At 58.3% G+C, this 23,675-nt stretch carries 25 protein-coding genes; 12 read left to right on the top strand and 13 right to left on the bottom strand.

Annotation, left to right across the window (positions count from 1 at the left end):
• Positions 1-34: 34 nt before the first annotated feature.
• The 3 genes from EDY99_RS11045 to yebF all read left to right on the top strand — a co-directional run bounded on the left by EDY99_RS11045 (position 35) and on the right by yebF (position 1,136).
• On the top strand, positions 35-358 hold the full coding sequence (locus EDY99_RS11045; RefSeq protein WP_099785903.1) for a YebG family protein: 324 nt from the start codon (positions 35-37) through the stop codon (positions 356-358).
• 39 nt (positions 359-397) lie between these two features.
• Complete coding sequence (yqfB, locus tag EDY99_RS11040; RefSeq protein WP_004927562.1) at positions 398-706, top strand: N(4)-acetylcytidine aminohydrolase; 309 nt, start codon at positions 398-400, stop codon at positions 704-706.
• A gap of 70 nt (positions 707-776) precedes the next feature.
• A complete protein-coding gene (yebF, locus tag EDY99_RS11035) occupies positions 777-1,136 on the top strand; it encodes a protein YebF (protein ID WP_089191905.1) in 360 nt (119 codons plus the stop codon).
• A 57-nt stretch (positions 1,137-1,193) separates the two neighbouring features.
• Here the strand turns inward: yebF and EDY99_RS11030 are convergent, their stop codons facing one another.
• The 5 genes from EDY99_RS11030 to mdtH all read right to left on the bottom strand — a co-directional run bounded on the left by EDY99_RS11030 (position 1,194) and on the right by mdtH (position 5,887).
• Positions 1,194-1,757, bottom strand: coding sequence for a lipoprotein (locus tag EDY99_RS11030; protein WP_123061751.1), 564 nt, complete (start codon positions 1,755-1,757; stop codon positions 1,194-1,196).
• 152 nt (positions 1,758-1,909) lie between these two features.
• A complete protein-coding gene (locus tag EDY99_RS11025) occupies positions 1,910-3,550 on the bottom strand; it encodes an AarF/ABC1/UbiB kinase family protein (RefSeq protein WP_060660621.1) in 1,641 nt (546 codons plus the stop codon).
• Between the two features lie 34 nt (positions 3,551-3,584).
• Entirely contained in the window at positions 3,585-4,232 is a 648-nt protein-coding gene (gene grxB, locus EDY99_RS11020; protein ID WP_123061750.1) for a glutaredoxin 2, read from the bottom strand.
• A 127-nt stretch (positions 4,233-4,359) separates the two neighbouring features.
• A complete protein-coding gene (locus EDY99_RS11015; protein WP_033643371.1) occupies positions 4,360-4,608 on the bottom strand; it encodes a hypothetical protein in 249 nt (82 codons plus the stop codon).
• 73 nt (positions 4,609-4,681) lie between these two features.
• Positions 4,682-5,887 (bottom strand): multidrug efflux MFS transporter MdtH, encoded by a 1,206-nt coding sequence (gene mdtH, locus EDY99_RS11010; protein ID WP_033643370.1) that lies wholly within the window; start codon positions 5,885-5,887, stop codon positions 4,682-4,684.
• Between the two features lie 346 nt (positions 5,888-6,233).
• Between mdtH and rimJ the strand changes: the two genes are divergently transcribed.
• From rimJ to murJ, 4 genes are all read left to right on the top strand, one after another.
• The gene (gene rimJ, locus EDY99_RS11005; RefSeq protein ID WP_047575604.1) at positions 6,234-6,818 is read left to right on the top strand and encodes a ribosomal protein S5-alanine N-acetyltransferase; all 585 of its coding nucleotides are present in this window, start codon (positions 6,234-6,236) and stop codon (positions 6,816-6,818) included.
• Between the two features lie 9 nt (positions 6,819-6,827).
• Positions 6,828-7,472 carry a YceH family protein gene (locus tag EDY99_RS11000; protein ID WP_042784746.1) on the top strand — a complete coding sequence of 215 codons (645 nt, stop codon included), beginning with the start codon at positions 6,828-6,830 and terminating at the stop codon, positions 7,470-7,472.
• Positions 7,465-8,385 carry a Gfo/Idh/MocA family protein gene (locus EDY99_RS10995; protein WP_123061749.1) on the top strand — a complete coding sequence of 307 codons (921 nt, stop codon included), beginning with the start codon at positions 7,465-7,467 and terminating at the stop codon, positions 8,383-8,385. The genes EDY99_RS11000 and EDY99_RS10995 overlap by 8 nt, the downstream gene beginning before the upstream one ends.
• A gap of 106 nt (positions 8,386-8,491) precedes the next feature.
• A complete protein-coding gene (gene murJ / locus EDY99_RS10990; RefSeq protein ID WP_033643367.1) occupies positions 8,492-10,027 on the top strand; it encodes a murein biosynthesis integral membrane protein MurJ in 1,536 nt (511 codons plus the stop codon).
• 64 nt (positions 10,028-10,091) lie between these two features.
• Here murJ and argS read toward each other — a convergent pair whose 3' ends face one another.
• Complete coding sequence (gene argS / locus EDY99_RS10985) at positions 10,092-11,822, bottom strand: arginine--tRNA ligase (protein WP_033643365.1); 1,731 nt, start codon at positions 11,820-11,822, stop codon at positions 10,092-10,094.
• 200 nt (positions 11,823-12,022) lie between these two features.
• On the opposite strand from argS, the gene EDY99_RS24595 reads away from it, so the two are divergent.
• Both EDY99_RS24595 and EDY99_RS10980 read left to right on the top strand, forming a co-directional pair.
• Positions 12,023-12,181, top strand: a complete 159-nt coding sequence (locus tag EDY99_RS24595; RefSeq protein ID WP_154219869.1) for a hypothetical protein — start codon at positions 12,023-12,025, stop codon at positions 12,179-12,181.
• 475 nt (positions 12,182-12,656) lie between these two features.
• The gene (locus tag EDY99_RS10980) at positions 12,657-13,223 is read left to right on the top strand and encodes a VOC family protein (RefSeq protein ID WP_033643364.1); all 567 of its coding nucleotides are present in this window, start codon (positions 12,657-12,659) and stop codon (positions 13,221-13,223) included.
• On the opposite strand, the gene EDY99_RS10975 is transcribed toward EDY99_RS10980, so the two are convergent.
• The gene (locus EDY99_RS10975; RefSeq protein ID WP_123061748.1) at positions 13,220-14,368 is read right to left on the bottom strand and encodes a MalY/PatB family protein; all 1,149 of its coding nucleotides are present in this window, start codon (positions 14,366-14,368) and stop codon (positions 13,220-13,222) included. The two genes, EDY99_RS10980 and EDY99_RS10975, sit on opposite strands and share 4 nt — an antisense overlap.
• A gap of 101 nt (positions 14,369-14,469) precedes the next feature.
• On the opposite strand from EDY99_RS10975, the gene cutC reads away from it, so the two are divergent.
• On the top strand, positions 14,470-15,228 hold the full coding sequence (gene cutC / locus EDY99_RS10970; RefSeq protein ID WP_060660624.1) for a copper homeostasis protein CutC: 759 nt from the start codon (positions 14,470-14,472) through the stop codon (positions 15,226-15,228).
• A 131-nt stretch (positions 15,229-15,359) separates the two neighbouring features.
• Here cutC and EDY99_RS10965 read toward each other — a convergent pair whose 3' ends face one another.
• Positions 15,360-17,180 (bottom strand): hypothetical protein, encoded by a 1,821-nt coding sequence (locus EDY99_RS10965; protein ID WP_033643361.1) that lies wholly within the window; start codon positions 17,178-17,180, stop codon positions 15,360-15,362.
• Between the two features lie 442 nt (positions 17,181-17,622).
• Here EDY99_RS10965 and EDY99_RS10960 point away from each other — a divergent pair, with 442 nt between their 5' ends.
• Together EDY99_RS10960 and EDY99_RS10955 are read left to right on the top strand one after the other, a co-directional pair.
• Positions 17,623-18,027, top strand: a complete 405-nt coding sequence (locus EDY99_RS10960; protein ID WP_089197138.1) for a hypothetical protein — start codon at positions 17,623-17,625, stop codon at positions 18,025-18,027.
• On the top strand, positions 18,024-19,874 hold the full coding sequence (locus EDY99_RS10955; RefSeq protein WP_123061747.1) for an FKBP-type peptidyl-prolyl cis-trans isomerase N-terminal domain-containing protein: 1,851 nt from the start codon (positions 18,024-18,026) through the stop codon (positions 19,872-19,874). Before EDY99_RS10960 ends, EDY99_RS10955 begins: the two co-directional genes overlap by 4 nt.
• Before the next feature lie 36 nt (positions 19,875-19,910).
• On the opposite strand, the gene cmoB is transcribed toward EDY99_RS10955, so the two are convergent.
• From cmoB to EDY99_RS10930, 5 genes are all read right to left on the bottom strand, one after another.
• Positions 19,911-20,882 carry a tRNA 5-methoxyuridine(34)/uridine 5-oxyacetic acid(34) synthase CmoB gene (cmoB, locus tag EDY99_RS10950; RefSeq protein ID WP_033643358.1) on the bottom strand — a complete coding sequence of 324 codons (972 nt, stop codon included), beginning with the start codon at positions 20,880-20,882 and terminating at the stop codon, positions 19,911-19,913.
• Entirely contained in the window at positions 20,879-21,622 is a 744-nt protein-coding gene (gene cmoA, locus EDY99_RS10945) for a carboxy-S-adenosyl-L-methionine synthase CmoA (RefSeq protein ID WP_033650946.1), read from the bottom strand. Before cmoA ends, cmoB begins: the two co-directional genes overlap by 4 nt.
• A 102-nt stretch (positions 21,623-21,724) precedes the next feature.
• On the bottom strand, positions 21,725-22,120 hold the full coding sequence (locus EDY99_RS10940; protein WP_004932387.1) for an MAPEG family protein: 396 nt from the start codon (positions 22,118-22,120) through the stop codon (positions 21,725-21,727).
• 102 nt (positions 22,121-22,222) lie between these two features.
• The gene (locus tag EDY99_RS10935) at positions 22,223-23,038 is read right to left on the bottom strand and encodes a DUF72 domain-containing protein (RefSeq protein WP_123062171.1); all 816 of its coding nucleotides are present in this window, start codon (positions 23,036-23,038) and stop codon (positions 22,223-22,225) included.
• 52 nt (positions 23,039-23,090) lie between these two features.
• On the bottom strand, positions 23,091-23,669 hold the full coding sequence (locus EDY99_RS10930; protein WP_094142736.1) for a hydrolase: 579 nt from the start codon (positions 23,667-23,669) through the stop codon (positions 23,091-23,093).
• Positions 23,670-23,675: the final 6 nt, after the last annotated feature.

Here is a 23,675-nt window from a genome sequence, read left to right as displayed (position 1 = left end):
AATCACAGTAATTTGAGTATTTGAGGACGCACGCATGGCGGTTGAAGTTAAATATGTGGTGGTGAGAAACGGTGAGGAAAAAATGACTTTCGCGAGCAAGAAAGAAGCCGACGCCTACGACAAAATGCTGGATCTGGCGGACAACCTTGGGGAGTGGCTGCAGCACGCGCCGCTGAACCTGGATGACGAACAGCGCGAAGGGCTGAGCTTCTTCCTGGCGGAAAACAAGGATGCGCTGGGTCTGATTCTGCGCGGCGCATCGCCGGCGGAAACCCTCAAGAAACCAGCGGAAAGCAAAGCGAAAAAAGCGGCCTCTACCCCAAAAGAGGGATCTGCGTCAGAAAAGCAGGCGGCATAATGACTTATGTTGCGGTGTTGTGATGAAAAAGGATCTAAAATGAGCCGTGAAATAACTTTCTTCAGCCGCTTTGAGCAAGACATTCTGGCCGGGCGTAAAACCATCACCATTCGGGATGCCAGTGAATCGCATTTTGAACCGGGCGAGGTATTGCGCGTCAGCCGCAATGAGGACGGTGTATTTTTCTGCTTTATCGAAGTGCTGTCGGTAACGCCGGTGCGCCTGGATGCGCTGACCGAACGCCACGCACAGCAGGAGAACATGTCGCTCGGCGAACTGAAGCAGGTGATCAAGGAAATCTATCCGGGCCTGGATGCGCTGTTTGTCATTGAGTTCGTCAAACGGTAACCCTTTGCCGAAGCCCTGTTGTGAGCCAGGGATGGGCGCCCGGATAGCGCTAATCACAACGGGAGGACATATGAAAAAAACGGGTTTGGCTATCGCCTTGTTGGCCATGATGGGAGCATCGACGACGGTGTGGGCGCAGGATCACGAACAGCGCACCGCCAAGGTGGGGCAGTGTGCGGGCCTGCAGCCGGCGGATATCGCCGCCCAGGTCAAGCGCGACTTCTTGCAGAACCGCATTACGCGCTGGGAGTCGGACAAAAAGCTGCTGGGTACCGCAACGCCGATTGCCTGGGTTAGCCCGGATGCCATCAGCGGCAAGGATCAGGTATGGCAGGTGCCGTTGACGGTGCGTGGCACCAAGGCAGATAAAACCTACAACGTGACGCTCAACTGCAACACCGGCGAAATCGCCTACAGCGCCCCACAGTAACGCTTTCCCGGCAGTAAAAAGCCCGCCGAGCGGCGGGCTTGATGTTCTCAGGCGGCGTCAGTCGCTGAACGGAATCACCAATTCACCCGGTTTCACTTCCAACCCTTTCGCCAGTTTTTTCGCCAGCGCTTCGGTTTTGCTGTTGTCAGGATTCAGCACATAAGCCGGCTTTTGGTCGAAGTAGGATTTCAGCGACTGGTTCAGATACGGCGTCAGCGCTTTCATCACCGTCTGCATTTTTTCCGGCTGCACGCTGTAATCGGTCAGCTCCATGTCCTTCAGGAAAATGGCGCCCAGCGCCCGGTCATAAACCGGCTGCGCCTTCAGCGTCAGCTTCAGATCAGCGGTCTGCGGGCCGAGAATCGACGTGATGTTGACCTTGGCGTCGCCGGAAAGGGTGACTTTACCCGGTTCGCTGCGGCCGATCTGGCTTTGCAACTGAGTCAGCACGATGTTGGCGTCCAGCAGGCCGGGCACGCCGATTTGCTTCTGATAGTCGTTATGTTTCTGCAGGTAGTCATTCACTTCCTGCTCACTCAGGGTGTACTGGGTCAGTTGATTGCAACCGGCCAATACGCCGGCGAACAGCAGGGCGGCTGCGCCCATCAGGATCTTCTTCATTAATGCCTCATTGCGACTGCTGGCGAAAAGTGCTGCAGATAATTGATTAATCATTATAAACGCTCCGCCTGCGCGTGAAAACGGCAGGCGGCGGTATGGCGGGAATAGTGCGCGTAAAACAGGGCGAGACCTATCGGATAACGCCGAAAGCGTCAGCGCCGTAATCGCAGCGCCAAGAGGATCACGCCGGCCAGGCAGGCTGCGCCTCCCAACAGCGGGAACAGCGGAATGCCCCACAGCCGCAGCGACGAATGCATCAGATAAGGCGCCAGCCCCAGGGCAAAAGCGGCGGTGACGATGGCGATGGCCAGGGTGACGGCGCTGCGCTCCAGCGCTTTGCTCAACTGACCGAGGTTCTTGACGTTAATGTCGGCATTGAGCTGCCCGCGTTTCAGGCGGCGCACCAACAGCCGCAGGGTTTGCGGCAGCTCCTCTCCGGCGTCGAGCGCTTCCCCGCCCAGGGCCAAGAGTCGTTGGCGCACGGCGTCAGGGGCATAGCGTTGCAGCACCGTTTGTTGCAGCATCGGTTTGAGCGTGGCGACGATGTCAAAGGCCGGATCCAGCCGGTGCAGCACGCCGTCGGCGGTGATTAAGGCCTTGAACAGCAGCACCAGATCCGGCGGCAGCGCCAGCTGGTGCTCACGCGCCATCACCAACAGGTCAGTGAGGGCTTTGCCGAGCGTTAGGGAGGCGGCGGCCTGCTTGTCGAGAAAGTTTTGCGCCGCCAGCTCCAGGTCCATCAGATCCAGCGGTTCGCTGTCCGACCAGGCGATCAGCGTGTTGACGATGCCTTCGGACTGACGATCGGCGATGGCCTGCAGCAGCAGGAGCAACTGGTTGCGCCGCCGTTCGGACAGCTGGCCCACCATGCCGAAGTCGATGAAGCCGACGCGATCGCCGCTCAGCGCCATCACGTTGCCGGGGTGCGGATCGGCGTGATACAGCCGGTGCTCCAGCACCATGCTCATAAAGGCGCGAGCGCCGCGCCGCGCCAGCAGCGGGCCGTCAAATCCCGCTTCCGCCAACTGCCGGGGGTTCTCCGGCGCGGTGCCGGGCAAGTATTCCTGCACTAACAGACGCGGAGAAGACCATTGCCAATAGATTTTCGGCACGACCACGTCGGGTTCACGCGCAAACATGCCGGCGACGCGATCGCAGTTATGCCCTTCATGGGTCAAATCCAGTTCATGATTGAGCGCCGTCGCCAGCGCTCTGACCATCTGCCGTGGTCGATAGCGCGCCAGCGCCTGACTCTGCTGCTCCACGGTTTCCGCCAGCGAGGCCAGCAGCCGCAGATCGGCGTGAATGGTTTTTGCCAGGCCGGGGCGCAGCACTTTCACCACCACCTGTTCGCCGCTGTGCAGGCGTGCGCGGTAAATTTGCGCCATCGACGCCGCGGCCAGCGGTGTGCGATCGAATTCGGCAAACAGCTGCTCGGGATCATCGCCGAGATCGGCGATGATCTGCGGCGCCAGCATTTCCCATGGCAACACCGCCGCCTGGCTGTGCAGACGATCCAGTTCGTCGGTCCAGGCCGGATCCAGCAGGTCAGAACGCGTGGCCAGGATCTGGCCGAATTTGACGAAGGTTGGGCCGAGCGCCTCGAGCGCTTCGCGCAGCCGCTGAGGAAGGGGCTGCGCGCTCTGCCGTGCGGGCTCACTGCGGGCGCCACGCAGCAACGCCCCCAGGCCCAGCAGGCGCAGAACGTCTTGCAAACCATAACGAATCAGAACGGAAGTAATTTCCTTCAGCCGGGCCCGATCGCGAGCGGTGGCGAGCACCATTTTCAGCATCAGTACGCCATATCCTTTTTGTGACTGTCGAACGTTATTGTTCCATATCCAGCAGCAACGGCACTTCGCTGCGCTGCGCCATGCGGTTGCGGTAGGCTTCCACGTTGTCCGGCAGGGCAACCCCGGCGACGATCGACAATGAGCGCAGCAGCGGGAACAGATGAATATCGTCCTCAGAAAGCTCGCCGTTCACGGCGTCGGCGGAGACGATCAGCGGTGACAGCGTTTGCAGGTCGGCCTCCAGTTCGGCGATCAGATCGGCGCTGTTGGCGAGATGCTCGGTGAAATCACCGATTGACGCCTGCTTTTTATCGATAAAGTAACGGCGGGCGCTGTCAGTGGCAAATTCTTCGAAATCGGCATGCGCAATACGCGGCAACAGCAATTTGGCCGCATAACTGTCGACCCGGCGCAACCACTCGGCGATGGCCGGGTTGGTGCGGCCGGTCAGCACCGGTTTGCCGTCCAAGCCATCGACATAGCGCACGATATCCAGGCTTTCCGGCATTGCTTCGCCGTCGTCTTTGATCAGGATCGGCACCATTTTTTTGCCAATCAGATTGAACGGGGTCGTCTCATCGTCGTTGAGCAACGTGACCAGGCGGATCGGAAGATGTTTCAGTCCGAAAATCATGCGGGCTTTAACGCAGAATGGGCAATGATCGTAAATGAACAGTTTCATGCTTGCTCCGGGTTGTCAGGTTTTAACAGCAATAGTTACCACAGCTTATCGAGGCTGTCTTGAAACGCGTGTGTTGGATGGTGCGTTATTGCGATATTGCCCGCGCAACAGGCGCGGGCGAGGGGTGCTATTTCTTGACCGGTACCGAGTTGAGCACATCGATCAGGTGAATGCGGGCTTGTTCCAAATCGATCTGATCGCGTTCGTTGGCGGCGGTGACGACCTGCAGCTGTTTGATAATATCGTTTTTCAGGCCGGCGTCGCTGGCGAGGATATGCGCCAGCGCCTTTTCCACCAGGGTGGAGCGCGCATAAATCATGCGCAAGTTCAGTATCATATGTTCGAGTAGTTGCGGTAATTTGGCTTCTTCGCTCATGCCGACGGGCTCCTGTGGGTGTTTTTACTAACAGGATAGCAGCTGTTGCCGATTCGGCCGGATTTCTATGGCGTTAGCCGCCGCGCAGTATCACCGACGCGTTGCGCCGCGGGCTGAATTGCCAGTACAGCGCCAGCAGCGTGGCGAAGCCGACGGCGCCGAGCAGCAACCAGGGCAGCTCCGGCATGTTCATCATCCGCCCGGTATCGTACATCCAACCGCCGCCGGTATATCCCAACGCACCGCCCAACGCCAGCCCGAGGCGGCTGAAGCCCATGTAGCTGCCGCGCGCCCGCGGATCGGCCAGTGACGCGCTGAGCGTTTCGCGCGCCGGCTCGGCGATGATCGAACCCAGATAGAAACAGCAGATCAGCGTGAACACGCCTTGCAGGCTGCTGGCAAGGCCGATCGGCAGCAGGCTGAGCGTCATCAGCAGCAGGCCCGCCATCAGGCGTTGTTCAAGCCGAAAATGTTTTTCACCCCAACGCGCCAGCGGATAGAGCAGCGACAGCGACAGCGCCGCTTCGATCGCGTACATCCATTTCACCGCCGCCGGTGAGCCGGCAATTTCATTGACCACGATCGGCAGCATCAGCATCACCTGTACCGCCAGCATATAGTAGCCGGTCAGCGTCAGGACATAGGTGAGGAAGCGGCGATCGCGCACGACCCGCAACATGCCTTCTTTCATCGGCACGCGCACGGTGGAGATGCGATAAGCCGGCAGTAACCAGGCGTTCCAGCCGGCGGCCAGCACGAAGATCGCCGCCCCGACCCAGCAGACAAAGTGGAAATCGTATTGCAGCAGCCAACTGCCGATCAGCGCGCCGACTACCGCGCCGGCGCTGTCCTGCATCATCAACAGCGAGAAAAAGCGGCCGCGTTCGTGCGGACGGGTCAGTTTGATCACCAAAGCGGTGCGCGGCGGATCGAACAGCGTGCCGCCGAGGGCGGACAGCGCGCAGGAGAACCACAGGATCCACGGCGCATCGGCCATCGCCATGGTGGCGAAACCGGCGGCGCGCAGCAGCATGCCGGTGACGATCATCGGCTTGGCGCCAAAGCGGTCGGCGACCGCGCCGCCAAAGATGCCGAGCCCTTGTTGCAGCAACTGACGCAAACCCAGCGCGATGCCGACGATCAGCGCCGCCCATCCCAGCTGATCGACGAAGCGGATCGAAATAAGCGGGAACACGACAAAGAAGCCTAAAACCACCAGCAGGTTGTCGAGCAACAGAAAATATTTACCCAAGCTGCGCGCTTGCGACACCAGAGACATGCATCACCATGAGCAATTAAGAGAGAGGGGGAAGGCAACCCCACCATTCTCTACCCAATTGGCGGACGGCGACAGGGGCGGAGTAGATAATATTTTTTTATCGTCAAGGTGTTACCTGAACTGCAAAATTGGCGGAAAAACGCCGTAAAACGCGTATTCGGCGATTTACTGAGCGGCCGGTATTTTACCTCGGGGGCGGCCTACGGTTATATTGAATGCAAGGGAGCGCGGTTCTGAGGCGCTATTGGCAACATAAAGTCATGGCCTCAGATCGGCGTCGGATAATTATCCTCGACGCTTCCTAATAAATACTTCTTATCGAACCGTTTTGACCGCGGGGGAAATGATGTTCGGCTACCGCTCTGCATCGCCAAAAGTACGTCTTACTACCGACCGGATGGTGGTCCGTTTAGTGCATGAACGGGACGCCTATCGTCTGGCGGACTATTATGCCGAGAACCGGACCTTTCTCAAACCCTGGGAGCCGGTGCGCGATGAAAGCCATTGTTATCCGTCCGGCTGGCAGGCGCGCCTGGGGATGATCGCTGAAATGCAAAAGCAGGGCAGCGCCTACTATTTTATCCTGCTCGATCCGGAAGAGCAGGAAGTCCGCGGCGTGGCGAACTTCAGCAACGTGTTGCGCGGTTCGTTTCACGCCTGCTTCCTCGGTTATTCGCTGGGGGAGAAATGGCAGGGGCAGGGGTTGATGTTCGAAGCCTTGCAGTCCGCCATCCGCTATATGCTGCGCCAACAGCGCATGCACCGCATCATGGCCAACTATATGCCGCATAACCAGCGCAGCGGCGCATTGCTGACGCGTCTGGGATTCGAACGCGAAGGTTACGCCAAAGATTACCTGCTGATCGACGGCAAGTGGCAAGACCACGTTTTGACGGCATACACCAATAGAGAGTGGCTACCCCCACGTTGAGGCCAAACGATGAAATATGAATTGAACGCCAAAGAGGCCCGGGTCATCGGCTGCCTGTTGGAAAAACAGGTGACGACGCCGGACCAATACCCGCTTTCGCTTAACGCCATTACCCTGGCCTGTAACCAAAAGACCAACCGCGAGCCGGTGATGGATCTGAGCGAAAGCGAGGTGCAGCAACTCCTCGATCTCTTGCTGCGCAAACATTTCCTGCGCACCCTCAGCGGGTTCGGCAATCGGGTCGTGAAATACGAGCAGCGGTTTTGCAATTCCGAGTTTGGCCAGCTGAAGCTCTCTCCCGCCGAACTGGCGGTGATCGCCACCTTACTGCTGCGCGGCGCGCAAACGCCGGGCGAGCTGCGCACGCGCACCAACCGAATGCACGAGTTCAGCGATGTCAGCGAGGTCGAACAGGTGCTGCAGCAGTTGACCACGCGCGAAGACGGCCCGTTCGTGGTGCGCCTGGCGCGCGAGCCGGGCAAGCGCGAAAGCCGCTTCATGCATCTGTTCAGCGGGCCAATCGATGAGGCGCCGCCGGCGCTCGAGTCGGAGATCGACGGTGAATTGAGCGCCAGGGTCAGCGCGTTGGAAAACGACGTGGCGGAGCTGAAACGGCAGGTGCAGCAACTGTTGGCGAGGGAAACGCATGACTAAATTGCGCGTGGGCGTGGTGGGGCTGGGCAGCATCGCGCAGAAGGCCTACCTGCCGATCCTCAGTCAGGCGGCGGACTGGACGCTGGTGGGCGGCTTCTCGCCTAATCAACAGAAAGCGCAGCCGCTGTGCGACAGCTACCGCATGGCCTGTTTCCCTCGGCTGGACAGCTTGGCCAAACAGTGCGATGCGGTCTTTGTCCACAGCAGCACCGCCAGCCATTTTTCGGTCATTGGCGAGCTGCTTAACCGTGGTGTACATGTTTACGTCGATAAGCCGCTGGCGGAAACGCTGGAGCAGGGCGAGCAGTTGCTTGAGTTGGCCGAGCGGCGGGGCAAAACGCTGATGGTGGGGTTCAACCGCCGTTTCGCGCCGCTTTACCGCCAACTCAAGCAGCAAATGAATCAGCCCGCCTCCATTCGCATGGATAAACATCGGGCGGACAGCGTCGGCCCTCACGATCTGCGCTTTACCCTGCTGGATGACTATCTGCACGTGGTGGACACCGCCCTGTGGCTGGCGGGCGGTGGCGAGCAACTGCTGAGCGGCAGCGTGCGCGCCAACGCTGCAGGCGAAATGCTGTACGCCGAGCACCACTTCGCCTGTGGCGATACGCTGGTGACGACCAGTATGCATCGCCGCGGCGGCAGCCAGCGCGAAAGCGTGCAGGCGGTGACCGACGGCGCGCGGTATCAGTTGACCGATATGCGCCACTGGCTGCGCGAAGATGCGCAGGGCGAGTTGGAACAGCCGGTGCCGGGTTGGCAAAGCACGCTGGTGCAACGCGGTTTCGACGGGGCGGTGCGGCATTTCCTCTGCGCCGTCGCCAATCAGAGCGCGCCGGAAACCGGCGGCGAGCAGGCGCTGGTTGCGCAGCGGGTGGTCGAGCGTTTGTTACGCGATAACTCTATGTAACATATGGCGGTAGCTATTCTTTTCCGGATGCGTAAACTGAGCCGATTGTTTCACTGACGCCTGCTGTTGCAGGCGTTGATATTTACGGTACCTATCAGACAACCACATGAACCTACTCAAATCCTTGGCTGCGGTCAGCTCGATGACGATGTTTTCGCGGGTGTTGGGCTTTGCCCGCGATGCGATCGTCGCGCGCGTGTTCGGGGCCGGCATGGCAACGGACGCCTTCTTCGTGGCGTTCAAACTTCCTAACCTGCTGCGTCGTATCTTTGCCGAAGGCGCATTTTCGCAGGCTTTCGTGCCGATCCTGGCGGAATATAAGAGCCAGCAGGGCGAGGAAGCGACGCGCACCTTTATCGCCTATGTCTCCGGGCTGTTGACGTTGGTGCTGGCGGTAGTGACGGTGCTGGGGATGCTGGCCGCGCCCTGGGTGATCTATATCACTGCGCCGGGCTTTACCGATACGCCCGACAAGTTTGCGCTGACGTCGGCGCTGCTGCGCATTACCTTCCCCTATATTCTATTGATTTCGCTGGCCTCGCTGGTGGGGGCGATCCTCAATACCTGGAACCGTTTCTCGATCCCGGCCTTTGCGCCAACGCTGCTTAACGTCAGCATGATCGGCTTCGCGCTGTTCGCCGCGCCGTATTTCCACCCGCCGGTGCTGGCGCTGGCGTGGGCGGTGGTGGTCGGCGGCGTGCTGCAACTGGGCTATCAGCTGCCGCACCTGCGCAAGATCGGCATGCTGGTGCTGCCGCGCATCAAATTGGGTGACGCCGGGGTCTGGCGGGTGATGCGCCAGATGGGGCCGGCGATCCTTGGGGTGTCGGTCAGCCAGATCTCGCTGATCATCAACACGATCTTCGCATCGTTCCTGGTGTCCGGCTCGGTGTCCTGGATGTACTATGCCGACCGCCTGATGGAGTTTCCTTCCGGCGTGCTGGGCGTGGCATTGGGCACCATCCTGCTGCCGTCGCTGGCCAAAAGCTTCTCGAGCGGCAACCACGACGAGTATTCGCGCCTGATGGATTGGGGGCTGCGCCTGTGCTTCCTGCTGGCGCTGCCGAGCGCCATCGCGCTGGGTATTTTGGCCAAACCGTTGACCGTCTCGCTGTTCCAGTACGGCAAGTTCAGCGCCTTTGACGCGGCGATGACGCAACGCGCGCTGGTGGCTTACTCGGTGGGGCTGATGGGGCTGATCGTGGTTAAGGTGCTGGCGCCGGGCTTTTATTCGCGTCAGGACATCAAAACGCCGGTCAAGATCGCCATCATTACGCTGATCATGACGCAGGTGATGAACCTGGCGTTTATCGGTCCGCTGAAGCACGCCGGTCTGGCGCTGTCGATCGGTTTGGCGGCCTGCCTGAACGCCGCGCTGCTGTATTGGCAGCTGCGCAAGCAGAAAATCTTCCAGCCACAGCCGGGTTGGGCGCTGTTCCTCACTAAGCTGGTGATTGCCGTGCTGGTGATGTCGGCCGTGCTGATTGGCTTGATGTGGCTGATGCCGGCCTGGGATCAGGGCAACATGCTGGAGCGTTTGCTGCGCTTGGCGGCGGTGGTGGTGGCCGGTGTGGTAGCCTACTTCGGCGTGCTGGCCGGGTTGGGTTTCCGCCCGCGTGATTTCGCGCGCCGGGTCGTCTGAGCCGAGTGAAAGCGTAAAAAAAAGGTCGCCACGGCGACCTTTTTGCTTTTCTGCGCGGCGCGGTTTACATGCGCTCGACGGTTTCGATGCCCAGCGTATCCAGGCCGGTTTTCAGCGTTTTGGCGGTCAGCAGCGCCAGCTTCAGGCGGCTCTGACGGGCTTCTTCGCTGTCGGCGTTGAGGATCTGGCAGTGCTCGTAGAAGCCGGAGAACAAGCCGGCCAGATCGTACAGGTAGCTGCACATGACGTGCGGCGTGCCTTCACGCGCGACGGCGGTGAGCACCTCTTCGAACTGCAGCAGGCGAGTGGCCAGCGCAATTTCACGCTCTTCGGTCAGGATCAGCGGCAGCGTCAGGCTGCTTTCGTCGATCCCGGCGCGTTTGAATACCGATGCCACACGGGTATAGGCGTATTGCATGTAAGGCGCGGTATTGCCTTCGAAGGCCAACATGTTATCCCAGTCGAAAACATAGTCGGTGGTGCGGCTTTTCGACAGATCGGCGTATTTCACCGCGCCGATACCGACCACGCGAGCGATGGTCTTCATTTCGTCTTCCGGCATGTCCGGGTTTTTGCCGGCGATCAGCTGTTCGGCGCGTTCGATGGCTTCATCCAGCAGATCGGAGAGCTTCACGGTGCCGCCTGAGCGGGTTTTGAACGGCTTGCCGTCTTTGCCCAGCATCATGCCGAACATGTGATGTTCCAGCGAGACGGACTCCGGCACATAACCGGCTTTGCGCACGATGGTCCAGGCCTGCATCAGGTGCTGATGCTGGCGGGAATCGATGTAATACAGCACGCGATTGGCGCCCAGGGTCTCGTAGCGATACTTGGCGCAGGCGATATCGGTGGTGGTATAGAGGTAGCCGCCATCCTTTTTCTGGATGATGACGCCCATCGGGTCGCCGTCCTTGTTCTGGTATTCGTCGAGGAACACCACGGTGGCGCCTTCGCTTTCCACCGCCAGCCCTTTAGCTTTCAGATCGGCGACGATGCCCGGCAGCATCGCGTTATACAGGCTTTCGCCCATCACGTCGTCTTCGGTCAGCGTGACGTTCAGGCGGTTATAGGTCAGCTGGTTTTGCGCCATGGTGATGTCGACCAGCTTGCGCCACATTTTCAGGCAGTATTGATCGCCGCCCTGCAGCTTCACGACGTAAGCGCGTGCGCGCTCGGCGAACTCGGCGTCTTCATCGTAATGCTTCTTGGCTTCGCGGTAGAACTGCTCGAGATCGGACAAGCCCATATCGCTGGCGTTTTCATTCTGCATTTTTTCCAGGTAGGCAATCAGCATGCCGAACTGGGTGCCCCAGTCGCCGACGTGGTTGGCGCGGATCACTTTATGGCCCAGAAACTCCTGAGTACGCGCTGCGGCGTCGCCGATGATGGTGGAGCGCAGGTGGCCGACGTGCATTTCTTTCGCCACGTTCGGCGCGGAATAGTCGATAACGATGGTTTGCGGTTCAACCGGCGCAATGCCCAATTTCGGTGCGTTCAGCACCTGGTCGGCCTGGCGGGCGACCCAGTCGCTGTTCAGGAAGATATTGATAAAGCCGGGGCCGGCGATTTCCACTTTACTGGCGACGTCGCCGAGATCCAGCAGTTGCACCACTTTTTCCGCCAGCTGACGGGGCGGCATGCCCAGCTTTTTGGCGACTGACATCACGCCGTTGGCCTGGTAATCACCAAACTGCGCCTTGGCGGATGGGCGGACCTGCGCTTCGCAATCGGCTGGCGCGCCAGCGGCGATCAGCGCCTGGCTGACTTTATCTGAAAGAAGAACCTGAATATTCACCGGGTTACCTTAATGACGAACGAGGGGCCGAAACCAGCCCCCGAGGGATTCAACGGTGGTGGCCAACGGCGCGCGGGCGGCGGCGACCTCCACAAAACAGCCTGCAATTGTAACCGATCTGAGGGAGCCCGTCAGCAGTTGGCGCGACCGCAGCGATGAAACAGTTGCGGAGGCGCGCGTTATTGCCGTGGGGATAAAAGATGGACAACCGAGAGAAGATATACGGTGGAAAAAATGAGGGGCTAGCGTTTTTTATTGCGGCGACCGGAATCCAGCGTATTGGTGCTGCGAGATTTAAAATGACGGTAGATGGCGTATACGGCGATAATTATCAACACCAAGGATATCGTCAGCAATAACATAATGATCATCTCTAATTTAAATTTCCCCCAAAGTAGCCGAGTTGAGTGGGTGAATCAATTGCCCGGCATTAAATTAAGATAATCCTTAGTTTTCCATCATTTTTTTCGCGGCATTCTCTTTGTTTACAATTGGTTAAGCTTCATATTTTGTGTGACTTATATAAGTGGGTGAGGTTTGATTAAGCGAAAAAAATCAATCGATTTAGCCCGCAGGTGGCGGAGGGTTTTGTGCAAAATAACTTAAATCTTACTGTCATAAGGAAATGATATAATGGCCTGCGAAAAATCCTATTTTTTATTTAATCGCCGAATTAATAAGCTGTCATCTCAATAAGCGCTGGGTTTTTCGTCCCCCATCCAGAACCGAAAATTATGCTGTACTGCCGCTGAAAAATCTCGCCACTCTGGCGAGCGCCGTCGCCACCGTGTAAATTACGGCGTTTAACTTTGCGCTCGTTGTTTTGAGGTTTCTATGACCAATCCCTTGCAGGCCATTGCCGAGCTTGACGATCTGAGGCTCGACCTGCCGCGTTTCGAGCAGGCGTTGCAACAATTCGCCGCCAGATTGCAGCTTGACCTGTCCTCGTTTACCGCCGATCACATTTCCTTGCGCTGTCACCAGAACGCGACCGCCGAACGCTGGCGCCAGGGATTGATGCAGTGCGGGACACTGTTGTCCGAATCGATGATCAACGGGCGGCCTATCTGTCTGTTTGATTTACAGCAGCCGCTGGCCGTGGGGCCGTGGCGGATAGATTGCGTCGAGCTGCCGTATCCCGGGGAGAAACGGTATCCGCATGAAGGGTGGGAACATGTCGAGCTAGTGCTGAGCGGCGATCCGCAGACGTTGCACGCCCGCGCGCTGAGCCATCTCGCTGATGAAGCGTTGCTGGCGCCGGGGATCAAACTGAAGCAAAGCTCGCCAAAAGGCGAGGGCGAGCGGTTGCCGAACCCGACGCTGGCCATCACCGATGGAACGGTCACGATCAAGTTTCATCCTTACTCCATTCGGGACATTGTCGCCAGCGAGCAAGGCTAGTCGAACAGCGTGGCGCAGGCCCGCGCCATGCGATCGAGCGCTTCATCGAGCAGAGCCCGCCGGCAACCGAAGTTCAGTCGTACAAAGCGCCGATCGCCGAAATCCAAACCGGCGCTTAATCCAACGCCCGCGCGCTCGAAGAACTGATGCGGATTGTCCACCGGCAACGCGCCGCAGTCGATCCAGGCCAAATAGGTGGCTTCAATCGGCAACAACTTCAATCCCGGCATGGCGTTGATGCGTTCTGTCACCCGATCGCGATTGGCGCGCAGATAAATCAACTGCTCGTCCAGCCAGGGTTGCCCGTATTGATAGGCCGCCTGGGCGGCGACCAGCGCCAGCAGATTGACCTCCGGCACGATGCCGCTGCGCGCGCGTTTCAGCTTTTGTCGCAGCGCCTCATTAGGGACGATCGCCATCGAGGCGCCCAGCCCGGCGAGATTAAACGCCTTTGACGGCGACATCAGCGTCACGCTGCGCTGGGCCGCGTCTTCGTTCAGGGTAGCGAAAGGAATATGCCGTGCGCCGGGTTCAAGCAGCAATTCGCAGTGGATTTCATCCGAACAGACGATTAAATCGTGCTCGCGGGCGAACTGATGGTGCTGCGACAGCTCTTCTCGACGATAAACGGTGCCTCCGGGATTTTGCGGGTTGCACAGCAGCAGGAGCTTCTCATTGCCGCTGAGCTGCCCATGCAGCGCGGAAAAATCCAGCACCCAACGTTGGCCTGTTGCCGCCAGCGGTACCGAGAGGTGCTTGCGCCCGGCGAATTTGGCCGCTTTGCGAAATGGCGGATAAATGGGGCTGGGCGCGAGCGTGCTCTGATGGTCTTCGGTGAAGGCGCGCACGCACAGGTTCAGGCCGCACACCAGGCCGGGCAGGAAAAGGATCCATTCAGGCTTGATGTGCCAGCGGTAGCGCTCTACCATGCGGCGGGTAAAAACCTCAAGAAGATCGGGGGATGGGTGCGTGTAGCCGAACACGCCGTGCGCCACGCGCCGCTGCAAGGCGTCGATGACCGCCGGCGGGGAGGCGAAGTCGCTGTCGGCGACCCACAGCGGAATGATGTCGCTGTCGCGATATTTATCCCACTTAACGCTGTCACTGTGACTGCGGTCTACCCATTGATCAAAATTGAATGCCATAGTTACAACCCTGAGCCGGTTTATGCCTAAGCATGAGCCTACGTGAGAAATGAAGAAATGAACAATTGCCGCCGTATGTTGGCCGTTATCTGGGGGTGACAATGATAAAACTGGAAGTTTGTTGCTTTAGCGTCGACTGCGCGCTAACGGCCGAACGGGCGGGCGCCGATCGTATCGAGTTATGCGCCAGCCAGAGCGAGGGCGGATTGACGCCGAGTTATGGCACGCTGCGTTTGGCGCGGGAACGGGTTTCGATTCCGGTTCATCCGATCGTACGCCCTCGCGGTGGCGATTTCTGTTATGGCGCGGTGGATTTCGAGGTGATCAAGCAGGATATCCGCCAGATCCGCGAGTTGGGATTCCCCGGCGTGGTCGTCGGCATGCTGGACGAAGAAGGGCATATCGATCTGCCGCGCATGCGCGAGGTAATGGCGTTGTGCGAGGGGATGGCCGTCACGTTCCATCGCGCATTCGACATGTGCCAAAACCCGATGGTGGCGCTGGAGCAACTAACCGACCTGGGCGTGGCGCGCATTCTGACTTCCGGTCAACAGCAGAGCGCCGAACTGGGCCTGCCGCTGTTGCGTGATTTGCGTCAGGCCAGCCAGGGCCCGGTGATCATGGCGGGCGCCGGCGTGCGTCTGAGCAATTTGCACAAGTTTGTCGATATCGGCCTGCATGAATTGCACAGCTCTTCCGGCCATCTGGTGCCATCGACCATGCGTTATCGCAAGGCGGGGGTCACCATGTGTTCCGATAACGAGTTTGACGAATTTAGCCATTATTGCGTGGATGGCGAAATGGTGGAGGCGATGAAAAACGCGCTGGCCTTGGTTGACCCCTTGGCGCAAAGCGCATAAACACGCAGCTAACCGCGTTTGATAACCGGTTTCCGGGCCGTAAGACCCCTTTGCGTGTCACTGAGCCTTCGGCGATCACGCAAGTACCAGGCCCCGGCGTTTTGCCGGGGCTTTTTTTATGCCGCGAGAGACTATTGCAACGTGTCAGGCGAGAAGTCAAAGATTTCACCCGGGCTAATGCCGCAGGCTAAAATGCGCACTGTATTATTGCCGTTACCGGGATTGATCAGGATATCGTGGATGGTGCGGTTATTATTCATGACAAACCGCGCATAATAGAGGTTCCCGATGCGCATCCAGGGGATGGCATTATTGCTCTCGATCGTGTCAGTGTAGTCATCGTTGAATGAACGGGCCCAGATACCGGTCGAGGCTTGTGCGGTAGATTGTTCACCGATATAGGATGCGATGGCCCAGAATGTCCTTAATCCCATGCTCCGATGGATGCGCTGGCCCAAACCTTTATAAGCCGGGTTGTCGCCATTGGCCGTCAGGGTATTGCTATCCGCCGTCAGATTCCCATCAATAAACCAGCCTACAGGCTGTTTGTCAGCACCGATGGCGATCATATTGCTGTTCGTCAAACAATTTAGCGGAGCCGCATGTAGCTGATAGCTGCGTTGCGCAATGCTCAGTGTGCCTCTAAGAATGTTGTAACCCGCTTCATTGTTCAGACTGCCGTTCGTCCACATTGGCATGACGGTGTTGCTGAATGAAAGTTGATACCCGCCGTTCGCTTCGAAGCGAATGGCCTGAGGGGAGAGTGAACCCTTCGGTCCATTAGCGGTAGCGAAGTTAACATTGCTGATTTGCACTGGGGTGATATTTGATTGGCCAGTAGACTTTCTTAATACCAGGAACCCTCCAACGATATCACCATAGTCATTAATATAAGAACCGTTGGCGATTTGAATATTGGCGGAGGAATCCGAGTCGATATCAATTCCGGTACCATTTCTGTCTGCCATGAAATTGCTCAGGCTAAGGCCGCCTAAATAGGAGGTTCCTTGTGTTGTAGTTTTGATAAAGATCTTTTTGCCATAAGAGAACACATTCACCATAAACGTATTGTCGTGGCGATCGAGATTGAAAGCACAAGAACCGGCTACGGCGATAGAGGCAGTCACCGCGTTTTCTGTCGGGCGCACGACGTTGGCATTGACGTGAACATTGGTAAATCTGTTGATGTCCCTGCTTTCATAAACCCTGTAGTCGCAGCGTACTGCCCAACCGTAGATATTCTCAAAGCTGTTGGCTTCTCCACGAGCTTCAACAAAATCATAGGCGCCTACATAACGGCAGTTGGCAACTGACAGAGCGCCGGTTGCGGTAATGGTGGCTCCGTATGGAACAAACGCCTCCGGCTGGGTGGCAGTATATTTCTGATCTGGATAGAGGAACGACCAACCATCAAAGACAACGTTCTTATCGCAGGCGAAACAAACCGTACCTGCCGGCTTTTTGATGATGAAAGCACTATCGTCAGCAAGGCCTGCCCGATTAGGGCCATTGTTTGTAAGACTTGCAGGGCCTTGAGCAATACCGCGGCGGGATCCTCTGACTGTGACGCCATTTGCGACGTTGATAGGTTGAGTGCTGGTCAGCAGATATTGAGCATTTTCCGAAGCATAGACCACTTTGTTTTTTAAACTCGCGGCATAGTTTAATGTGGCGCTGATTGCCGCGTCAGAGGCGAAAGTGCCACTGGGATCGGCGCCGAAGTGATCGAAGGTAAGCTTAGTGTCCAGTCGTTTCCAGCGGGCTCCGTCTGCAGTAACCACTACGGTACCGTTATTGTCCGTACTGGTTGTATCCGTTTTCGCATAATAGAATTCGCCGCCGCCGGCGAAACGTCCGGTGGAGTGAGAAACTAAAAAGACAATCTGATCGTCTGTCGCGGGTGTCAGATTACGCAATTCACTGATGTTATTCACACTAATCATATTGCCCATGATATCTCTCCTGTTGATTGGCAACATGATTCTCAATCAGGGTGGACGTTTTAAAAAGCCGATGAGGTTTGTTGGGCGCTGATACAGTATGAAGGTCAGGCTGCGGTGTTTGGAGCATGGATTAGCTTGTTACTTTGTAAAGACACCGCGCCCGTTCCTGCGCTGTTTATCGGTCGGTCAGGCGCCATCTCTTCTCTTGCGCTCGTCATGCCCTGCTGATAAGTTTATGAGTTAAAATCATTTAAATATCATAATATTAAATGATTTTTTGGTATGTATTGGCGTGGTGAATGATTTGCGCTCTGCCGCTCATTATCGCGTCTGCATTTTATACCTGTTCACCGCCGGTTTTTATGGCCGGAACATCACAGCACCAATGAGGAGAGCCGTCGGCGCAGCCACAGAGCACATCGACGGCGGACTTTACAAGGAGATAACGATAATGACCCGAACGGCACACTGTTGGACCGCTGCGCTTTTGCTGACCTTGGCCCTGACCGGCTGCCAGACCACCAAGCGGCCTGTTTCTACCTTAAGTAAGCCCCCCAGCGCAGAAGAAATTGCGGAGCAAGACAAACGGCAACGTGAGGCCGAACGCATGCAGCAGTGCCAGCGCGAGCTGGATGCCATGCGCGGCATGGATAACGAAAAATACCAAAAATTCAAACGCGAATTCGATGCTTTGATGGGCGGCGCCGCGCAGTATGCCGGGGTGCGTCAGCGGGTCAACACGGGGACGCAGGAAACCGTTGACGCCCTGTATCGTTATCGCACCAGCCGTCTGTGCGCAGACATCAGTTCTGCCATGATGACCGGTCTGGCTGAGCGTGGAGAGCGCACCCAATGACCCCGCGTGCGAGAAAGGCGTTACTGAGCCTGATGATACCGTTGGCGTTTGCGCCGGCGGTGGCCGCTGCGGATGACGATGTGCCGGCGTTATTGCAGTTTGCCGAGCGCTACCAGCGGCAGGATGCACCGGCCGCGGAGGCTGATGCCGCCGTCACGCAACCCCAGGCCCCCCAGAAGTCGGCATCCCGCCAGGTTCAAACGCGTGAGGCGACGGCGAAGAAGCAGCAGCTGGCGCAGTGGCAAAAGGCGCTGCGCGAGAAAGATGCCCGACTGGAGCAACAGCAGGCTTCCATTCAATCACTGCAGCAGGAGCTGACCGCGTTGCGCGTCGCGTCTTCCCTGGCGGCTGCCGATAAACCGGCTCCGGCGCCCGATCTGAGCGCGTTGAGCGACTTTGCCAGCGGCGTGCGACAGGCGCTGAACCTGACGCCGCAGGAGCGTAAGGCTCAGGCGCAAATCACCGAGGCGCAAGCGGCGTTAGCGCGGCAAAAGCAGCAAACCGAGGAGCGGGATCGACGCATCGCATCGCTGGAGCAACGGTTGGCGGCGTTGCCAAAACAGTCTGATAACGCGCAGCAACAGGTTTGGCAGGAGAAACTGGCGGCGGCGCAGGCTGCCAACGATAAAGCGCGCCAGCGTTATGAACAGGACCGAAAAGCGGCCGCCGCTGAACTGGAACAGCAGAAGGCCGAAGCCGCCAAGGCGCTCGGCGTACTGCAACAACAATTGGCGCAGTTGCAAAAAGAGCAGGAAAGCCAACGCCAGCAGGGTGGGCAGCAAGAGAAAAACCTGAAGATGGCGCTCGAGCAGCAAAAGGCCGAGGCCGCCAAAACGGCGGGCGAACTTCAGCAGCAGTTGGCAGCGCTGCAAAAAGAGCGTGATGACCAACGCCAGCAGGCCGAGCAGCAAGAGAAAAACCTGAAGATGGCGCTGGAGCAACAAAAGATCGAGGCCGCCAAAGCGGCGGGTGAACTTCAGCTGCAGCTGGCGCAGCTGCAGGAAAAAAACAAGACGCAAACCGAACAAGCTAAAGCGTTGGAACAACGTTTGGCGGCGCTGACGGCGGAAAGCGCGCAGGCTGCGCAGCAACGGGATAAAGCGGCGCAACAGGCGGATAAAACGGCGACGGAGCTGGCGGCCGCGCATCAGGCGCAGCAAGCCTTGCGTGAGGAACTGGACGGGCTGAGATCGCGGGCCAAATGGCTGCCGGATAGGCAAGCGCTGAAGAAAAAGCCGGAGCAACAGAGCTATGCCGCCGGTGTCGCTTTGGGGCGCGATATTCAAACGATGCTGGCGGAACGTAAAAATTGGGGTATCACGCCCGACAAAACCGCGCTGCTGGCGGGCGTGATCGATACCTTCAACGGCCATTACCAGTTGAGCGATGCGCAGTTGACCAGCGCACTGGCGGAGTCGGAAAAAGCGGTGAACGACGCCAGAAACCAGGCGGCGAAGACGCAGGCCAGCAAAGGTGAGGCGTTCGTTGCCGAGTTCCAAAAGAAGAAGGGCACGCAGAAGTCGCCTTCCGGTTTCTGGTATCGCATCGATTATGCGGGTGATGAAGCCATTACGGAAAACGCGCGGGTGGATATCGTGGTGAAAGAAAGTTTAACCGACGGTCGCGTGATTCAGGATATGGATCGCAGTGGGAAGGTGATGTCCCAGCCGCTCTCCGCCTATCCGCCGTTGTTCCGCGAGGCTATCGGCCATCTGAAAAATCACGGCTCGCTCACGATGGTGGTGCCGCCGGCGTTGGCGTACGGTGAAACTGGCTATGCGCCGCAGATCCCGCCAAACGCGACGATGGTTTATGAACTGCGGATTGTCGATGTCAGTAACGGGTGACGGTGGGCCGGCGCAGGCCGGCCCGATTAGCGTGCGCTAGGGCTTTTTGGCGGTCAGCACGGCGCGCAGCGGCGCCGGATAGCCTTCGACCGTTTTACTGCGATCGTTCGGATCGAGGAATTCGGCCAACGATTCGCTGGTCATCCAGTCAGTGCGTCGCTGCTCTTCGAGGCTGGTGACGCACATATCGGCGATCTTCACGTCGACAAAGCCGCACTTCTCCAGCCAGCATTTCAGCGCTTCGGCGGAAGGGATGAAATACACGTTGCGCATCTGCGCATAACGATCGCCCGGCACCAGCACCTGGTGACGGTCGCCTTCCACCACCAGCGTTTCCAGCACCAGCTCACCTTCAGCCACCAGCTGATTTTTCAACTGATAGAGATGATCGAGCGGCGAGCGGCGATGATACAGCACCCCCATCGAGAACACGGTGTCGAACGCCGCCAGATCCGGCAACTGCTCGATGCCGAGCGGCAGCAGATGGGCGCGCTGATCGCCGCCCAACAGTTTGCGCACGGCTTCAAACTGGCACAGGAACAGCTGCATCGGATCGATACCCACGGCGAAGTGTGCGCCGGCGCCAATCATGCGCCACAGGTGATAGCCGCTGCCACAGCCGACGTCGAGAATGGTGCGGCCGGCCAGCGGAGAAATGTGCGGCAGTACGCGATCCCATTTCCAGTCGGAATGCCATTCGGTATCGATATCGATGCCATACAGCGAGAAGGGCCCTTTGCGCCACGGCATCAGGGTGCGCAGCATTTTCTCGATGCCTTCAAGCTGGCCCGGCGACAGCCCCGGCTCCATCTCGGCGCGCACGCCGTGCAGCAGATCGAGACGGGTGGGAGTCAGCGTCGGCAAATGCTCTACCGAGTTGAACCACTGCTTGAATTTGCCGTGCAGCGATTCGCGCTGCCAGGCGCTCAGCTGAGCGGGCAGCGTATCCAGCCAGTGGCTGAGGGGGCTCTTGGCAATCCGCTGATAGAAGTCACCAAACTCGATCATTGCGCATCCCCCGCTTTCAGAGCGATCAATGAACCGAAGTTGAAGCACTGGAACCACACTTCGGCATGCTCGAATCCGGCCTGTTGCAGACGCGCCTTGTGCGCTTCCACCGAGTCGGTCAGCATCACGTTTTCCAGCATGCTGCGTTTTTGGCTGATCTCCAGCTCGCTGTACCCGTTGGCGCGCTTGAAATCGTGGTGCATGTTAAACAGCAGCTCGCCGACTTCGGCGTCTTCAAAGCTGAACTTTTCCGACAGCACCAGTGCGCCGCCCGGGCGCAGGCCACGATAAATTTTTTCCAGTAGGCGCAGGCGATCGGCAGGTTCGAGGAACTGCAGCGTAAAGTTCAGCACCACCATCGAGGCGTCTTCGATGTCGATGTCGCGAATATCGGCTTCGATGACGTCTACCGGCGTGTCGGCGCGGAAGGCGTCGATATGGCGGCGGCAACGTTCCACCATCGCCGGCGAATTGTCGACGGCGACGATAGTGCAGCCGGGCACCCTGATATTCCGCCGCATCGACAGCGTCGCCGCGCCCAGCGAGCAGCCCAGGTCATACACCCGGCTGTCGGGTTGCACAAAACGTTCGGCCAGCATGCCGATCATCGAGATGATGTTGGAATAGCCGGGAACGGAGCGTTGGATCATGTCGGGAAACACTTCGGCGACGCGTTCGTCGAAGGTCCAGTCGCCCAGTTTGGCGATGGGGGCTGAGAAAAGAGTATCGCGGTTTGGCATAGCGGCAAATCAGTTCAGAATTCGAAGCTGCGTAGTCTAACAGAAAAGCGTAAAAAAGCGGAGCGGAAGCAGGCGGCGCGGCCGCCTGATGATAAAACGGGATCAATGCAGGCTGAAAATCAGATCCCAGGGCAGATAGAAGATATTTGCCAGAACCATCAACAACAAAGAGATGTAGGTCGCGGCCATGCCCGAACGACGCCAGCGAACCTCGCGGTTGCGCAAACCGTAGTAATGCACCAGTCGCCCGGCCATCAGCATCAGGCCGCAAAGGTGGATCATCCAGATTTCTGCGCCGTTCATTTCCATAATCACCAGCAATACAGCAGCGATAGGAATGTATTCAACGGCGTTGCCATGCACGCGGATGGCGGTCTGCAATTCGTAAAAACCGCCGTCGCCGTAGGCTACGCGGTACTGCATCCTTAATCTGACAACGTCATAAGAGAGTTTGATCAACAACAATGCGCCGAGCACCACATAAAGCGCGCTTACCATTTTTAACTCCGTTCCCTAACCAAAACTGGCAGCCAGCATCATAGCCGTCATTGTATTCACTGTCGCGGGGAAATATTTGATGTTATTGGTCAGATTAATAGGTCAAAACAGTGCATCTTGCTCTGGCCAGTCCGGCGGCGCAGGCAAATCGGGGATCGCCCGGCGAAGCTGCTGCCAAATTTTTTGCGCTTGCTGGGGCGAATCGCCGTTGTCCGGCGTATGAATAAACAGATACGGTTGATGCTGTTGCTGCCACAGCGGCAGTTTTTGCTGCCAGGCTTCGAACCAGCGCAGGTTGTCGGCCAATTGGTCGCCGCCGATAAAACGCACCAGCGGTTGGTCGGCGGTGACCAGCGCGTGCACCGGCAGCTTCGGTTTTTTCTGCTGGGCATCGCACACGGCGGCGGTATGGGGGGCGGCGTGATGCACCGGGCGGCTGTCGAGGATCACCCGATTGATGCCGCGCTGATGCAGCCCCTGATTCAACGCGCGCTCTTCCTCGCCTTTGGCGAAAAATGCCGGATGACGCACTTCGACGCCGTAAGTGAACTCCTGCGGCAGGCTTTCGAAGAACTGCCACATGCGCGGCAGCTCATCGGGGCCGAAGGCTGCGGGCAACTGCAGCCACAATTGCCCGATGCGTTGATGCACCGGGCTCAGGCAGTGGTAAAACGCCTGCAGCTCGGCGGCGCAGTTGCGCAGGGCGGCCTTATGGCTGATGTCCGACGGGAATTTGAAGCAAAAGCGAAAATCGTCGCCGGTCATGTCGCGCCAGCGCTGCACGATTTCCAGCTTCGGCAGCGCATAGAAGGTGGTGTTGCCCTCCACGCAGTTGAAGTAGCGGCTGTAATCCGCCAAGTCGCGCAGCCCGATACGGTTCCAGGCTGCATGTTGCCACTGTGGCAGTCCGATGTAGATCACGGCTCGTATTCCTTTACTTGTGCTTGGCTTATCAGGCTACAACTTAACGTTACCGGTCGAGCGCGGCAAGAATTTCGCCGGTGTCGCGCACCCGCGCCAAACGCGGGAAGATGTGTTCGAACGCGAAACGGTGCATTTCCGCGTTCTGCGCGCTGCAGACGTCTTCGGCGATCACCAGCTCATAGCCGTGTTCCCAGGCGGCGCGGGCGGTGGATTCCACGCCGATATTGGTGGATATGCCGCCCAAGACTACGGATTTGATGCCGCGACGGCGCAGCTGCAAGTCCAGATCGGTACCGTAGAAGGCGCCCCATTGGCGCTTGGTGATCAGAATATCGCTGTCGCAGACCGCCAGCGGCGTGGGGAACTCCCACCAGGTGGCCGGCAAACCGCCGGCGGGCGCGGGAGCCGGTTTATCCACCGGTTGTTTCAGCGCCTCGGCGAAGGAGTCTGACCAACCGACGCGCACCAACAGCACCGGCGCGCCCAGCATGCGAAAACGCGCGGCCAGCAGGGCGGCGTTCGCCACCACCTGGTCGGCGCCGTGCGGGCCGCCGGCGTAGGGCAGAATGCCGTTTTGCAAATCGATCAGCACCAGAGCGGTGGTTTGGGCGTCAAGTTTCAGCATGGATTT

It is taken from the genome of Serratia sp. LS-1 (genome assembly GCF_003719595.1).
GTDB lineage: Bacteria > Pseudomonadota > Gammaproteobacteria > Enterobacterales > Enterobacteriaceae > Serratia > Serratia ureilytica.
This window is presented reverse-complemented; position numbering and strand designations above follow the sequence as displayed.